16 protein-coding genes are annotated in these 15,506 nt (G+C 35.7%); 8 read left to right on the top strand and 8 right to left on the bottom strand.

Annotation, left to right across the window (positions count from 1 at the left end; all coding sequences use genetic code 11):
• Positions 1-160: 160 nt before the first annotated feature.
• From NST60_RS01170 to NST60_RS01160, 3 genes are all read right to left on the bottom strand, one after another.
• On the bottom strand, positions 161-514 hold the full coding sequence (locus tag NST60_RS01170; protein ID WP_341098009.1) for a hypothetical protein: 354 nt from the start codon (positions 512-514) through the stop codon (positions 161-163).
• Between the two features lie 114 nt (positions 515-628).
• A complete protein-coding gene (locus NST60_RS01165; RefSeq protein ID WP_016201211.1) occupies positions 629-937 on the bottom strand; it encodes a hypothetical protein in 309 nt (102 codons plus the stop codon).
• A 36-nt stretch (positions 938-973) separates the two neighbouring features.
• Positions 974-1,393, bottom strand: a complete 420-nt coding sequence (locus NST60_RS01160) for a hypothetical protein (RefSeq protein ID WP_016201212.1) — start codon at positions 1,391-1,393, stop codon at positions 974-976.
• Positions 1,394-1,744: 351 nt separating this feature from the next.
• Between NST60_RS01160 and NST60_RS01155 the strand changes: the two genes are divergently transcribed.
• On the top strand, positions 1,745-2,296 hold the full coding sequence (locus NST60_RS01155; protein WP_016201213.1) for an outer spore coat protein CotE: 552 nt from the start codon (positions 1,745-1,747) through the stop codon (positions 2,294-2,296).
• A 118-nt stretch (positions 2,297-2,414) separates the two neighbouring features.
• Here the strand turns inward: NST60_RS01155 and NST60_RS01150 are convergent, their stop codons facing one another.
• Positions 2,415-2,639 (bottom strand): excalibur calcium-binding domain-containing protein, encoded by a 225-nt coding sequence (locus NST60_RS01150; RefSeq protein ID WP_101730573.1) that lies wholly within the window; start codon positions 2,637-2,639, stop codon positions 2,415-2,417.
• A gap of 422 nt (positions 2,640-3,061) precedes the next feature.
• On the opposite strand from NST60_RS01150, the gene NST60_RS01145 reads away from it, so the two are divergent.
• The 3 genes from NST60_RS01145 to mutL all read left to right on the top strand — a co-directional run bounded on the left by NST60_RS01145 (position 3,062) and on the right by mutL (position 9,618).
• A complete protein-coding gene (locus NST60_RS01145) occupies positions 3,062-4,399 on the top strand; it encodes an ISLre2 family transposase (RefSeq protein WP_169187606.1) in 1,338 nt (445 codons plus the stop codon).
• Positions 4,400-4,614: 215 nt separating this feature from the next.
• A complete protein-coding gene (gene mutS / locus NST60_RS01140) occupies positions 4,615-7,233 on the top strand; it encodes a DNA mismatch repair protein MutS (RefSeq protein WP_341098008.1) in 2,619 nt (872 codons plus the stop codon).
• 477 nt (positions 7,234-7,710) lie between these two features.
• Positions 7,711-9,618, top strand: coding sequence for a DNA mismatch repair endonuclease MutL (mutL, locus tag NST60_RS01135; protein WP_016201216.1), 1,908 nt, complete (start codon positions 7,711-7,713; stop codon positions 9,616-9,618).
• 78 nt (positions 9,619-9,696) lie between these two features.
• On the opposite strand, the gene NST60_RS01130 is transcribed toward mutL, so the two are convergent.
• From NST60_RS01130 to NST60_RS01120, 3 genes are all read right to left on the bottom strand, one after another.
• Positions 9,697-10,281: a site-specific integrase gene (locus NST60_RS01130; protein WP_224428234.1), complete on the bottom strand. Its 585-nt coding sequence runs from the start codon at positions 10,279-10,281 to the stop codon at positions 9,697-9,699.
• Between the two features lie 390 nt (positions 10,282-10,671).
• Positions 10,672-10,851 carry a hypothetical protein gene (locus tag NST60_RS01125; RefSeq protein WP_224428097.1) on the bottom strand — a complete coding sequence of 60 codons (180 nt, stop codon included), beginning with the start codon at positions 10,849-10,851 and terminating at the stop codon, positions 10,672-10,674.
• 22 nt (positions 10,852-10,873) lie between these two features.
• The gene (locus NST60_RS01120; RefSeq protein WP_224428098.1) at positions 10,874-11,428 is read right to left on the bottom strand and encodes a hypothetical protein; all 555 of its coding nucleotides are present in this window, start codon (positions 11,426-11,428) and stop codon (positions 10,874-10,876) included.
• A 1,029-nt stretch (positions 11,429-12,457) separates the two neighbouring features.
• On the opposite strand from NST60_RS01120, the gene NST60_RS01115 reads away from it, so the two are divergent.
• Both NST60_RS01115 and NST60_RS01110 read left to right on the top strand, forming a co-directional pair.
• Positions 12,458-13,078, top strand: a complete 621-nt coding sequence (locus NST60_RS01115; protein ID WP_224428099.1) for a hypothetical protein — start codon at positions 12,458-12,460, stop codon at positions 13,076-13,078.
• Positions 13,079-13,151: 73 nt separating this feature from the next.
• On the top strand, positions 13,152-13,916 hold the full coding sequence (locus tag NST60_RS01110; RefSeq protein ID WP_224428100.1) for an epsilon-toxin family protein: 765 nt from the start codon (positions 13,152-13,154) through the stop codon (positions 13,914-13,916).
• A gap of 86 nt (positions 13,917-14,002) precedes the next feature.
• Here the strand turns inward: NST60_RS01110 and NST60_RS01105 are convergent, their stop codons facing one another.
• On the bottom strand, positions 14,003-14,197 hold the full coding sequence (locus tag NST60_RS01105) for a helix-turn-helix transcriptional regulator (protein WP_224428101.1): 195 nt from the start codon (positions 14,195-14,197) through the stop codon (positions 14,003-14,005).
• A gap of 224 nt (positions 14,198-14,421) precedes the next feature.
• On the opposite strand from NST60_RS01105, the gene NST60_RS01100 reads away from it, so the two are divergent.
• Together NST60_RS01100 and NST60_RS01095 are read left to right on the top strand one after the other, a co-directional pair.
• Positions 14,422-15,252, top strand: a complete 831-nt coding sequence (locus NST60_RS01100) for a ParM/StbA family protein (RefSeq protein WP_341098005.1) — start codon at positions 14,422-14,424, stop codon at positions 15,250-15,252.
• Entirely contained in the window at positions 15,224-15,451 is a 228-nt protein-coding gene (locus NST60_RS01095) for a hypothetical protein (RefSeq protein ID WP_224428103.1), read from the top strand. Before NST60_RS01100 ends, NST60_RS01095 begins: the two co-directional genes overlap by 29 nt.
• The last annotated feature ends 55 nt before the right edge of the window (positions 15,452-15,506 follow it).

Below are 15,506 nucleotides of genomic sequence, written 5' to 3'. Positions count from 1 at the left end.
TGTTTAGGGTGAAGCACACTTGACTCCTGGAGGAGATGAGGGGGAATGTTAGTCCCCACAGACGAATCTTGTGTCTGAAGCGGAAAGCAACGAGCTCCATTTATTTACGAATACAATTAAAACATCCAAAAGAAAAACCAAGCATAATTTTGCTTGGTTTTTACTTATTCTGATTATTTAAAATGTTAATCGCGCGTAAGAAAGCCTTGCGATATTCCTGCTGTTCCTTCATAGCCGTTTGTAAGGTCGATAGCAATGCTTTATTAAGCTGCTTCATTTCTTTATCTTTTGCGTTTCCATCATTAACTGTTTGCAAAAGAAACGTATAGACAAGAAATAGAACAGAATAATTATCCACATAAGTAAGACTGACAGCACTTCCGCCATTTCCGCCCTCTGCATGTGTATTAACAGAAGGCCCTCCTGTTTCAAGAATTGTATCAATTAACTCCTCTGGTACACCAAGCTCTTTTAATTTTTCAGCAGTCAATCCAGAATTTTTATCCTTCGCCATTCTTTTCCCCTCCTCCTATTAGGTATGTAAAAAAAGAAAAGGGCAAACATCAAGTAGATGTTGCCCTTTATTATATGCTTATCTCTTGTAGGAGTGATTATTCAATAAAGGTGATTAACCTTCGTTCACCATTTCAGGTCTGTTCTCATTGTAAGATACAGCTGTAGCATCACCTGCAACATTAGCATTAACTAAAATACCGCCAACAAAGAAGTTTAATAAGTTAACACCTACAGCAGCACCACCAGCAGCACCAGAAGCAGTAAATTGGTTAGCAAGGTTACCATTTCCTTGAGTAGCGTTAGTGAATCCGCGAAGTTCTGCCCCTTTATTTCCAATGCTTTTACCTTTAGCAGTAACATCAGTACCAGCAAGTCTTGAACCGTTACCTTTGTGACAATCAGATGTGTAGTTAGACAACATATGATTTCACCTCCTTTCAAAAGTGAGATTTAATCGTTATTTTTTGATGAAATCTGAAATATCTAGTGAAAAAATAGGCTTGCCATTAACGTTTAATTTAAGATTCCCATCATCATTTGAAGCATCAATGACAGGTAATTTCTCTTGGAGTTTACTTAGTGTATCTTGATTTAGTAAACTCTTAAGCGTTTCTGGATTAAGATTAGGCAATACTTTTTCCTTAATAGAATCCAAATCAACATTTGTTGCAACCTTATCTTTTAGCGATTCAATCGTACTTCCCGCTACATTTTCAGAAACACCTTTTGTTAATTTTTGTACTAAGCCACCCATTTCTGTTGATAGCTTCTCGATTAATTCTTGTGCGTATTTAGCTCCGTCCTCTCCAGTAACCTCTTTACCATTCACATTGAATTTAAAATCAAACTGATCGTTTTTATTAAATAACCCTGCCAACTTCCTCACCCCCTTACCGTATACTACAGTATATAAAGATTCGAACAAGCTGTATCCGCGAATGTATTAATACAAACGCATATTTTTTTCATGGTTAAGATAGTTTTGATGGAAAGCTGGTTTTTACCTAAGAAGAGAATTCCGTATATGTGGGTTAACAAAGCAGTGTGGAAAGGGGATAAAGGAGAGGTTATTCGTCTAGAAAAATGGTTAATATCGGCACACTTACCCAAGTTTTACATACAATGAAGTAGATTTAAGCATTATTTATAGTCTTTAAAAATTGTCGCACACTAGACTCCTATCCCGCATAGGATGAAATGAAAATGAATGAGGAGGTTTCGCTCGAACATGGGAGAATATAGAGAGATTATTACAAAGGCAGTCGTAGCGAAAGGACGTAAATTCACAAAATCCAATCATACGATCTGCCCAGACAACAGCCCTTCAAGCATCTTGGGCTGCTGGATTATCAACCATACGTATGAAGCGGAAAAGGTTGGTAAAACAGTAGAAATTTGCGGATACTATGACATTAACGTTTGGTATTCCTATAATGACAACACACAAACAGAAGTTGTTACAGAGCGTGTAAAATATACAGATGTCATTAAACTAAAATATCGTGACCCTGATTGCCTAGAAGACCACGATGTGATTGCACGCGTATTACAACAACCAAACTGCATCGAAGCAGTTATTTCTCCAAATGGCAATAAAATTATTGTTCATGTAGAAAGAGAATTTATCGTAGAAGTTATTGGAGAAACAAAAATCTGTGTAGAAGTTTGCACAGACGAATGCGGCAAAGAAGATGATGATGCATGGTTTAAAGATGAAGTAGAAGACGAAGAATTTGAAGAATTAAATCCAGACTTTCTCGTAGGCGGAGAAGAGGAGTAAAGGCTAGGAGCTTTTCCTAGTCTTTTTTTCTTATAATGGGGGTTCTGGTTAGTATTGCTTAACCTTATAAAGAATAAAAACGCCTTTCTCCTATATGTATAGGAGAAAGGCGTTCCTATCATCTTTCACAAGCTATTCCGTCTTTATCACGGTCGCTTTTTTTGTTTGCTTCATATAAATCTTTCGAAACATAAGGTTTGTACTTCGTTTTTCCACCTTTATTTTTTGTGGATTTAGATTTAGCAACGCCACCCTTATAATCCTTATTAAGGGCAGTACAATTTTTGTACGTTTTAACCTTTGTCTTTGCATCAGCACTTGAAAACGGCATAAAACTAAACATGAGAACTATAGCTAAAAGAATCGATAAATAACGTTTCAAGATAATTGCTCCTTTACCTAATATTAACTTTTGTAGCAAGCTAAATTATAGAAGATTTGCTTGCGAATTACTAGTATTATTTTTAAAAAGATAGTGGAATGTCTCGAGCGCAATGGAATGAACTAGTTATCACATCTTACTTCATGAAAACAGCTAATTTTTTATAAGGATAAATTTGATGTCTTTTCCCAAAACGTATGAGTAAAATGTTTGTGGGAGATGTTGTACCCTGTTTCTCAATGGATGGGGCGTAGATCCATCCATTGAGAAACAGGTCACCAAACGGAAGTGCGGTAGATGGAAAATAAAATCAAATGAAAAAAGGACTCTCTTCTTGTATAGTAAAGTCTGCGAAAACCACAAATACAAGGAAGAGGAGTCCTATGAAAAAAGATACCATACAATTACCCACATTAAAAGAACTGGAAAAAGATTTATTTGTTATGCTTCAAAAGACATTTGGTGAAGTTCTCACGAAGCAACTCGAAGAAATGGATCAACAGATTGCAGAAAATAGAGATAAAAAGAGATTTTACCTTCAGGATAAGCGAGCCGTAGAGATGGATACTTCATTCGGTTCTATTATCATCAATCGGAATTACTATAGGGACAGGGAAAAGGGTGGATACGTTTATCTCCTTGATCACTATTTAGAGTTTGAGGGGTCAAAAGGTTTCAGTCCCCTAGTTGAAACGATGGCAATGGAAATGGCAGTTCAAGGTACATCCTATCGTCATGCTTCCTCCATGATTGAGAAACTACTAGGTTACAAAGTAATCAGCCATGAGACTATTCGTCAACACCTTCTACAAACAGAAGTTACTTTCGTCAAGCCGACCGACCAATTGAGGAAAGTGCTCTTTGTAGAAGTAGACGGACTATATGTGAAAAGGCAACGTGGAAAACGACGTGGGCGGGAAGAAAAGATTGCTTCCGTACATGAGGGCTGGATAGTCAACGGGAAACGAACATCCTTAATCGCAAAACGTCACTATGTCCACAAAGGTAAAGAAGCGTTCTGGGAAGGATTTGAGCAGTTCTTAATAGATAATTACAACTACAATCCGAGTGAACATCACCTCGTAATTAATGGGGATGGAGCCCAGTGGATTACGGCTTGTCAGGATCACTATAAGAATGCATTCTTTGTCATCGACCGATTCCATGTAGCTCGTGAGGTTAAAACGCTTTTCAAAGGCCATAAGAGATATAGAGTCATTCGTAAGAAACTGGCTCAATATGATGCGAAAGGATTCCTAGTGGAACTTAATAGTGCAGTTGGTACTCTTGAAAACGAAAAGAAAGAAGAACGGTTAGAAGAGTTCATACAACAGCTGTCAAAATATCCTCAGGCCCTTGGAGATTATCGCGAATGGTTGAAGGAAAAAGACATAGACACAAGCCACTATCGTCCAATGGGAAGTGCGGAAGGAACGATGAGTGTATTCGCTAAACGGCTTAAAAACGGCCGCAGCTGGTGCGATAAAGGAATACAAGCATTTATTGACTTTATGGTTGGTATGAAGGATGAATTAGAAATCAAGACGATTTTAGGACGAATTAACCCTAACGATCAAACCGCTTCTGTTTCTCAGCCAAAATATTATGTGGAAAAGTTAAAGAGTTCAGTCGGAGAGCTAACAAGAAATAATTTATCATATTTAAATCGGCAAAAAGGAAAGCCGATATACCATGCTTTACAAGCCTTACGAGGTTTTTAAAAAATGAAGGAAATGAACAAAAACAAAACTAAATTGTTTAGATAACGCTTTCATTTAGGTGGGAAATATAACTAAATAAGAGGGGAGTTTTTCTATCCAAAAAAAACTCCCACAAAAACTTGACTCAATCTCCCAAAACCCCCCACTGAAATATTCTATTTCTTTATGTTATAATGGGAGAATAATAGATTTGGACTTGGATTTTGGAGGAAGTTATGACGACATATACGCCAATGATACAACAATACTTACAAGTAAAGGCAGATTATCAGGATGCCTTTTTATTTTTTCGTTTAGGGGATTTTTATGAAATGTTCTTTAATGATGCAATCAAAGCATCACAAGAGCTCGAAATTACGTTAACGAGTAGAGAAGGTGGGGGAGCGGAGCGAATTCCGATGTGTGGAGTTCCTCATCATTCTGCTCCTAACTATATTGAACAGCTTGTCGAGCGCGGCTACAAAGTAGCAATCTGTGAACAAACAGAAGACCCAAAGCAAGCAAAAGGAGTCGTGAAAAGAGAAGTTGTTCAGCTCATCACGCCTGGTACGATGATGGAAGGAAAAAATCTTTCCGATAAAGAAAACAACTATATTGCCACTATTTCATTATTTGCAGACGAAAAATTTGGCTTTGCCTATAGCGATTTATCGACTGGGGAAAGTAAAGCAACCATTTTAACTGGCATCGATTCGTTATTAAATGAACTATCTTTGTCAGGAGCGAAAGAAGTTGTTATTTCAGATGACTTTTCCAAAGAGTATCAGAAGCGATTGCAGGAGCGAGGAACTTTAACGCTTTCAATCGAAAATGATACCGATGAAAAAGATATGCATGCTCCTTTATTGCAAGGAGTCGAAAAGCAACAGCTGAAAAACACCGTTGCACGCTTGTTTAATTATTTATATCGAACACAAAAACGAAGCTTGGATCACTTACAGCCTGTTTCGATTTATGTAATCGATCAGTTTATGAAAATAGATTATTATTCCAAGCGAAATTTAGAATTAACAGAAACGATTCGTTCAAAAGGGAAAAAAGGATCGCTCCTCTGGTTATTGGACGAAACGAAAACAGCGATGGGCGGAAGACTTTTAAAACAGTGGATTGACCGCCCACTCTTAAATAAAGAGGAGATTGAATATCGTCAAAATTTAGTAGCGACGATGATCGGTCATTACTTTGAACGCCAAGATTTACGGGAAAAGCTAAAGGAAGTGTACGATTTAGAACGTCTAGCAGGCCGAGTGGCATTTGGTAATGTAAATGCAAGAGATCTTGTACAGCTAAAAAAATCGCTACAACAAGTGCCAATCATTCAGCAAATCGTTGCATCGTTCGGATCAGAAGAAGCAACCAGACTTGCTGATGAACTAGATCCATGTGAAGATATAACCGATTTATTAGAACGGGCAATTGTTGAAAATCCACCACTTTCCATTAAAGAAGGAAATATCATCTTAGATGGCTATCATTCTGAATTAGACAGCTACCGTGATGCAAGTCGAAACGGTAAAACGTGGATCGCCCAGCTGGAAAGAGAAGAACGCGAAAAAACAGGCATTAAATCATTAAAAATCGGCTATAATCGTATATTCGGTTATTACATTGAAGTAACAAGAGCAAATGTTCATCTTTTACAAGAAGGACAGTATGAGCGCAAACAAACACTTGCCAATGCAGAGCGTTATATCACACCAGAATTAAAGGAAAAAGAAAGCTTAATCTTGCAAGCAGAAGAAAAAATGGTTGAACTAGAATATGAGATTTTCACAACAATCAGAGAAACGATCAAAGAATATATCCCGCGCTTGCAAAATTTAGCAAAAACAGTCAGTACGCTAGATGTATTACAATGCTTTGCAACTGTTAGTGAAGATCGTCGCTATGTGAAGCCAGAGTTTTCAAGTGATCGAACTCTTTCTATTAAAAATGGCCGTCATCCAGTAGTGGAAAAGGTGATGAACGCGCAGAACTATGTCGCTAATGATTGCACGATGCATAAAGAGAGAGAGTTGCTGTTAATTACAGGACCAAATATGTCTGGTAAAAGTACGTATATGCGCCAAATTGCCTTAACAAGCATTTTAGCGCAAATCGGTTGTTTCGTACCAGCAGACGAAGCAGTATTGCCATTATTTGACCAAGTCTTTACGAGAATTGGTGCAGCAGATGATCTTATTTCTGGTCAAAGCACATTTATGGTTGAGATGCTAGAAGCAAGAAATGCACTTTTACATGCAACCAATAACAGCTTAATTCTCTTTGATGAAATTGGACGCGGTACAAGCACCTATGATGGAATGGCGCTTGCCCAAGCGATTATTGAATATATCCATCATGAAGTCGGCGCTAAAACGTTATTCTCGACCCACTATCATGAACTAACTGTACTTGCGGAAGAGCTTCAGTCATTAAGCAATGTTCATGTTAGCGCAATGGAGCAAAATGGAAAAGTAGTCTTCCTTCATAAAATTAAAGAAGGAGCAGCAGATAAAAGCTACGGAATTCACGTTGCCCAGCTTGCTGAATTACCAGAAGCACTAATTGAACGCGCACAAGAACTATTAACAAGTCTAGAGCAAAAAGATCAATTTGCTGGAGAAGCAGCAGTCACGCAAATCGAACAACCTGTTGTAAAAGCAGAAAAAATCGAGGAAGAAGCACAATTATCCTTCTTTGATACAGAAGTGAAAAAGCCTCAAAAAGCTCTTTCTACAAAGGAAAAGCAAATTGTAAACAAACTTAAAGACTTGGATATTTTAGAAATGACACCAATGCAGGCATTAAATACACTGTATGAACTTCACAAAAAAGTTCGAAACGACGGATAAAGTGAGTCAATATGGTGTTCATAAGTGAGATGAACGCTATGAAATAGAGGATCGTTCGAAAAAGTGGTTTTCATAAGCGGGATGAACGCTGAAAAATGGAGAAACGTCTGAAAAAATGGCGTTCATGAGCAGGATGAACGCTGAAAGCAGAGGAATGTTGGAAAAAGTGGTTTTCATAAGCAGGATGAACGCTGAAAAATAGAGAAACGTCTGAAAAAGTGGCATTCATAAGTGGGATGAACGCCGAAAAATAGAGAAACGCCTGAAAAAGTGGCGTTCATAAGCAAGATGAAAGCCGAAAAATAGATAAACGCCTGAAAAAATGGTGTTCATAAGCAAGATGAAAGCCAAAAACAGAGAAACACCGAAAATAATGGTCTTCATGTACAAGTTGAACGCCGAAATTAGTACTACAGTTCAATCTTATGCATATGCCGATTAATCTGATTAAAAGTAGGAAAGAAAAGAGGAGAAACAATGGCAAAGATTATTCAACTGGATGATGCACTTTCGAATAAAATTGCTGCAGGTGAAGTTGTTGAGCGGCCAGCCTCTGTTGTAAAAGAATTAGTGGAAAATAGCATAGATGCCAAAAGTACGTCGATTGAAATATTTATCGAGGAAGCTGGTTTACAAAGCATTCGCATTCTCGATAATGGACAAGGGATTGAGGAAGAGGATGTCTTAACAGCTTTTTCTAGACATGCGACAAGTAAAATCAAGGATGAAAATGACTTATTCCGTATTCGCACTCTTGGATTTAGAGGAGAGGCACTACCGAGTATTGCCTCAGTCTCCCATGTCACTTTAACGACTTCGATAGGAGAACAAGGAACAACAGTTGAGCTGAAAGGTGGCCATTTAGTAAAACAAGAGGGCGCACCCGGAAGAAAAGGAACAGAGATAATCGTCAGCGATTTATTCTTTAATACACCGGCAAGACTGAAATATATGAAGTCGATTCATACAGAGCTTGGCAATATTACCGATATCGTTAACCGACTGGCACTTGCACATCCTAATGTAAGTTTCCGTTTAGTCCATAATGACCGCAAGTTACTTCATACAAATGGTAATGGGGATGTAAGACAGGTTCTTGCGAGCATTTATGGCTTAAATATAGCGAAAAAAATGATTCCTATTTCCGCAAGCACCCTTGATTTTAAATTAAGTGGTTATATGGCACTGCCGGAAATCACTCGTGCGTCACGTAACTACATTTCCACGATGATTAATGGACGGTTTATTAAAAACTATTCCCTTGTTCGCAGCATTCAAGAAGGGTATCACACGTTATTGCCGATTGGCAGATATCCAATTGTTCTTTTAAATGTAGAAATGGATCCAATTTTAGTAGATGTTAATGTCCATCCATCGAAAATGGAAGTTCGCTTCAGTAAAGAACAAGAATTATATGAACTCGTAAGTAATACGATTAAAGCTGCCTTCAAGAAAAAAGAACTTATTCCAGCAGGGCTTATCCGGGAGAAAAAGCCAGCTCCGAAGGAAGAACAAGCAGCTTTTAGCTTTGACACGATAAGAGAACCGGCGATACCATCTATTCCAAAGACCGAACCAACTTTTTCGATTCCAAAAGTAGAGGTAGAAGAAAAATCGACATGGAATCAGCCTGTTGAAGATGCACCAAGTAGTTGGCCGGCTGAGGAAGTAGAGAACAATCCAATGGACAGTGCACCATTCTTTTTAGGCGGAGAGTCGAATACTATCCTTCCACCATTACCAGCCGAGGTAGAAGAGGAAACATGGGAAGAGAAAGAAATAGCCGATGTAGTCGAAGGATCAAGAGTACCGCCACTTTATCCAATTGGTCAAATGCATGGAACGTATATTTTTGCCCAAAATGAAAGAGGGCTGTACATTATCGATCAACACGCTGCCCAAGAACGAATCAAATACGAATTTTTCCGTGAAAAAGTCGGAGAAGTTCATAATGAATTACAAGAAATGCTCATTCCATTAACTTTAGATTATTCGCTAGATGAGTGGATGAAAATAGAAGAAAATAAAGTCGAATTAGAAAAAGTAGGCGTATTTCTCGAACCATTTGGCCAGCAAAGCTACCTAGTTCGCTCTCATCCACAATGGTTCCCAAAAGGCGAAGAAAAAGAAACAATCGAAGAAATGATCGAACAAGTTCTCTCCATGAAAAAAGTAGACATCAAACTATTAAGAGAAGAAGCAGCCATCATGATGAGTTGCAAAGGCTCAATCAAAGCAAACCGTCATTTGCGAAACGACGAAATTCAGAGCCTACTCGACGAACTTCGGACTACATCGGATCCATTTACTTGTCCGCATGGGAGACCGATTATTGTGCATTATTCTACTTATGAGATGGAGAAGATGTTTAAGCGCGTGATGTAATTATTTAGTAGAAGAAATCCTTTATTTATAAGGGTCTGTTGAGTGATTAAGATAGATTTGACCACATTTTGACCACTTTTACTTGTCTGAGCTAGATTTAAGGAATGCTTTTGTGAAATTTTCGACTGATGAGTCTTGCATATTAGGTGTCACGTGACTATATTTATCGAGAGTGATGGATGTGTTCGCGTGACCTAATCTTTCTGATACAATTTTTGTATTTTCTCCAATCTCTAACATGATAGTTGCATGTGTGTGTCGTAAATCATGAAATCTAATTCTTTTTACTCCAGCTAATTTAATATCATACAAAAACTGTTTATGGATTGTATTTGGATTAACTGGTTCTCCACCAAAAGCTGATACAACAAAATGTTCATCATTCAATTTTTGGCCAACTTGTAAAAGCTGTTGTTGTTTTTTCAGACGGTATGATTTAAGTTCATTAATAATATTTTCGTCAATAGCAATATTTCTTTTTCCACTTGCTGTTTTTGGTTCCTGTAAAACCAGACCTTTACCGCCTATGAAATATAATGAGTGTTTAACGACAATTCGTTTATTATCAAAATCTACATCTCCCCATCTTAAACCAAGTAATTCTCCTCGTCTCATTCCAGTTTTGGGGGATAGAAGAAGCGAAGCAATTGAAACATGGTACATTAGAAAAATTAAATCCAAATATTGATCCAAAGAAATTAAAAGTTGGTCAAACTATTCGCATAAAGTAATGTGGATGGGTATAAAATAGTTGTACAGCATGATTATCTCACACAACCCTACTCTTCGGAGTGGGGCATTTGTATAAGTTAGAATAATATATACTAAATAATTGTCCTCCCACATCACTTCTTCTTTTGGACCATATTCGATTCTAGAATAAGGCTTTTTTAATGCTAATAATCTGCATAAAATAATAGGGGTGGATTTATAAGAATAGTACAACTTGATTATCACTAAAAAATCTATTATTAAGATAGTCCCAGGTAACAAATATTTATCATTTACTGAAAAAAAGCATGGAGCTGTATAGAATCCATGCTTTTTTCTAATTTAGTTTACCTTTTGTTTGTGGAAAGGATAGAATATCAAAAATAAGCCAATTATCAGAAGGATAAATCCAACTAATCCTGTAGTAACAAAAGAAAATTTTTCTGGAGCAATTATTTTGCCAATACCTAAAATAAGTATGTATATCCATCCGATAATGTTTATGATTCTTTTTTTTGTCATTATATTCATCCCTATCCTTTAATTAATATCTTGTATAAGTTCTAATCGCAGCAGGATAATTTGAACCTGATGGATTAGGTTTTACTGTTACTTTAACTCCTTTAATTTGTCCTCTTACTATCATAATAGCTGAATCTTTCCACCAAGCGTTACTTCTATTAACAATATCTGCAGCTGCCCAAATGCTTGCAGCAGTTAAAGCTCCTAACCAATTACTTTTTGTGATTACCTTTACAGCAGCGCCAACTACTGCATCAGTTAACGGGTTAGATGCATACGACATCCAATTTCGTGAGTTGTCGATTGAATCAATTACTTTAAAAACATCATACTTTGTAAAGTATTTTGTGTATGGTTGACCACCTGGTTCGTCCCCTTTATTAGCGAAGGGGGTAATTAACCCATCGTTACTAGAAATACTAATAGGGACATTATAACTTACTGAACTTCTAATTTCATTGCTTCTAAAGTCACTATTTTCTAATTTTTTTAGATATTCTTGTTCATGAATTTTCGGAACTTCTGCAATAATTTGTTGATTGTCATCTGAATACAAGGTTATATAAACCATTTCCAAATTCTCTGTTTCCCAATTCTCCTTTTCTAATGTCTTTGAAGCAAATGCTTGTCCAGTTGGTAAAAGAGTACCAATTACAAGTAAAAATGAACTTAGTAAAACTAAAACTTTTTTCCCATTTTTTTCTCCTCCTAGAAATAATTGTGTGATAATTCTGAAATATCACTCTTTTAACTTAACATAAATATACAATTATGGAAAGTGTATTCTAATTTTATAATTTTGTCTTTTTTATTGAACATAAAGGAATTTCCCTCCGCAATAAAGAAACCTCCTAACAGAAAGGAGGGATAAAATGAACGACTATGATTTATTACTCCAACTGAAAGAGCAGTATGAATGTTTTGTGCAATTGAAAAATACATAGTTGTGCAGCGGGGAATGCAGAGAATTGCAACTTGACATGGAGCCTCTGCGGGCATGACTGCTAAGCCAAGAAGCCAGCTGTATCAAGGGCTGGCTTAGCCAAACAAGGCTATCATACCCGCCTCTCCATGTAAAGTTGGGCTACGCCAAATTCTCTGCAACATTGTGTATTTTTATTTTGCAAAAAACAGTATGAATCCACTAATAACTCCGCAGAACTTAAACTCCTTATTGATACCTTCTTAGAAAACTTTCCTATTGATCAATCCGAATGACGATGTATAAAGTAATAAGTAATAAGTAAGCAACCTTTCCGTGTTATTTCTTAGGCTGTGGTTAAAGTATCGATGCACTTTATGGTGCCACTAATGTAAAAATCATATTCTGTAAAAACACTATCATTCTCACCTTTGATAAGCTTCCTTTGGTATTCCAATATTACTACTATTATTTTACAAAATTGTCTAGGTTTTTAGATTCAGGTTATTAATTGAGCTTATATTAGATTTAAGATAATTTATGATCATATTCATCTAAATAGTCTCCCAAAATAGTGTTAATTATTAACAGGATATTTCTTTTAAAAAATACGTATTTTGGAAATAAATCTATTGTTTTCTATTTTTAGTATGATATGATATTATCAAAAACTAATAGAGAGGGTTGTTTATTATTAAAAATAGTAAATTAATGATAGTTTTAGTCTTTACCATTACACTTTTATTGGTTAGTTGTGTCAAAGGAGAAGAAATAATAGATGATAGTAGTGGTGGAATAGCTGAAACTAAAGAGAATAATGAAACGAAAAATAACGACGGAGTAAAAACTGATCCTATTATTTCTTATACAGAATATCAGTCGTTATTTGAAAAATTAGTAAGTGGATTGGTAATATCAGGTTACTCTTTAGACAAGAGCACTTTAGGTAATGATCTCATTATAGTAGATAGTGATTTAAGTTTTGGCAAGCGAGAATTCCTTACAGCTGATGGATCGAACTCTTGGGAATCAACACAAGAAACGATGTACTTTTTAAATAAAAATAAGGATAGACTTTTAACAATTACTATATCATATACGGATGCTTTTATAGGGAATGATCTAGTTTTCTATAATTCTTATGAGGGATATGATTTAGATGAGAGCTTAATCAATAATGACATTTTAACCATAAGTTATAAAAATTTGCTATTCACTATATTACAGACTTCCACTGCTCAAATATCTATGGATGATACTGTAGATGCAGGAAAAAGCATTGTGCGTTTTTTGGGTAAAATGTAAAAAAATGTTTTATTAATTGGTGATATATGGTATTGTTATGTGGTAGTTAAATATAATTAGAGGGAGAGTTTTTATGAAGAGGAAAAAAGTAATATTTAAAGGAATTATTGCAAGCGCTTTATTTACGGGGGCCTTCATAAGTAATGGAGGTAGTATTGTCGGTGCAGAGAAGAATGATTCTATACCGCAAGAAGTAATTGATTTAGCAAATGAAAAAGTAGAAATTTCAGAAAATGAGGTTGAGGAAATTAAAGCATGGGAAGAAGATTTAAATGGTAATATTACGGAGGTTACACCTTTAAGCGAAAGAAATAATGGCGTTAAAAGTGGAGAAATTTCTTTATTTGCTCCTCCTAAGGATGGGTATACATACTCTTTTGATTCTTATGTGAAGAATAGTCCTAGGAAAGATTGGTATTTCCAAAACCTGGGGGTATTTAGAATTGCTAATAAAAATACGGTTAAAGCAGAAGCGCAATATGAACAACAAGAAACTGTAACAACAAATTGGAAAGTTTCCGCTAACTTAAGTGGTAAAGGAACAATAGGTAAGTCATTCCTTGCTGGGATTGAAGCAACAATTGGTGGGAGCTATGACTACTCAAAAACTACTACAAAGGGTAAAAAATATGGAGTGAAACAAGAAGTTCCTCCAAAAACTACACACTATATAACTGCTTATGCTGTTGGTGGATATGATAATGGTAGATTAAGATATAAAAAATATGCTCCAGGAGGATCTTCACTAGTAGGTTACTATTATGAAACTGCCTCTGGTACAGCTGTAAATAAAAATGATGTTAATGTTGAACTAACTCGTTCAGAGCCTATAAAATAAGTCCATTTAATATACTTGTTTAATTTTAGAGATTAATAAAATAATGTAGTAATTTTAAAACCCTACTTAATAGCGAGTAGGGTTTTTTAGTCTTCCCAAATATACAAGTCATTTACAGTACAATTAAGTATTTTAGCTATCTTATAAGCTTTATCTATACGTGGGTAAGTCCTATTATTTTCAAAATCACTTAATTGTTGATGAGAAATTCCTACCTGTTGAGCAACATACTTCTGCATTAATCCTTTAGCCTTCCTTATTTCACCTATCTGAGATTTCATATATAAAACTCCTTCATGGTCAACTTACTATTTATATTCACTATTTCCAACAATATTCCTTCTATTTTATTAAGTACGTATATAACGTATTTTATTATAAAAAATAACGTAAAAAGTGAATATTTCTTTTGTGTTCAAAATAAGAATGTATTACAACCGTAACACAAGAAAGTAAATTAGAGAGAGTAGGTATTACGGATGTAATACGAGATGAGGTGATATTAATGATAGTTGGTATGGATCCAGGTAATTATGAAACAAAGATAGTTACTCCTTATGGTGCATTCCAAACTTTATCTTGCCTAGGAGAATATCGAGAATTAAAAATCGATAAAGGATTAGGGAAGGAGGATATTTTTTACGAGTTTAAAGGAGAAAAAGGATTTGCTGCAAAGTTAGCATTAAAAGAGTCTTTGTTTAAACGTCAAATGGCTGGAGATAGTAAAGCGCATGAAGATGCCTTAATTCGCATTTTAATAGCTTTGCATCGATTTACTGATGATAATGACTTTGACATAGTTGTTAATCAACCAATTGTCAAACATAAGCAGGACAAAATAAAAATGGTCGATATGATACAGAGAAAACATGTGATAAAAGTCAACGATATGACAAAAACAATGAGAATCAACAAAATATCAGTGGCACCAGAGGGAGCAATTAGTTATTGGGCGCTAGAAAAACCAAATAAGCTAGAAAGAATAATTGATGTTGGTAGTGGCACTGTTAACGCAGCAACTATCCTAGATGGTGAATTTATTGATTTAGAAAGTTTTACACTAACATTTGGAGCAAATAGCGAAGAGGTCTACGACATAAAAAATCTAGCTTCAGCAATAATTGCTAAGGCTACTATCAAGGGGTGGAAGAAGACGGAACACATAAGAGTTTGTGGAGGAATTGCTGAATTAGTTGCACCTTTATTAAGTCAATATTTTGCAAAGGCAATCGTAATAAAACCCAAAATTAGAGTGGGGACTGTTTTAAAAATTTTGCAACCAACATTTGCTAATGCGGTAGGATGCTATGAACTGGCAAGTGAGTTATATGGATAACAGAAAAGTACGGCCAGTGTCATTTAATCTTGACGATCCATTTGAATTTGAACTCAATGAGTATGCTAACAAGAACGGTGTTTTTTCAAAGTATATTAAACGACTTATACAAAGAGATAAAGAAAAAACATTTACCAATATAATAGAAGTTTCAAATGAGTCATCGAAGAAAAAAGGGATAGCCAAAAGCTTTATTTAACCATTCTGTTCTTTGTACTCTTACAGAATTCAGAAAAGAATATTTCGAACTCTAT

The organism is Niallia sp. FSL W8-1348, assembly GCF_038006745.1.
Classification (GTDB): Bacteria; Bacillota; Bacilli; order Bacillales; family Cytobacillaceae; genus Niallia; species Niallia alba.
Note: the sequence above shows the minus strand (reverse complement) of the source record. Positions and strands in the feature narration are given on the sequence as shown.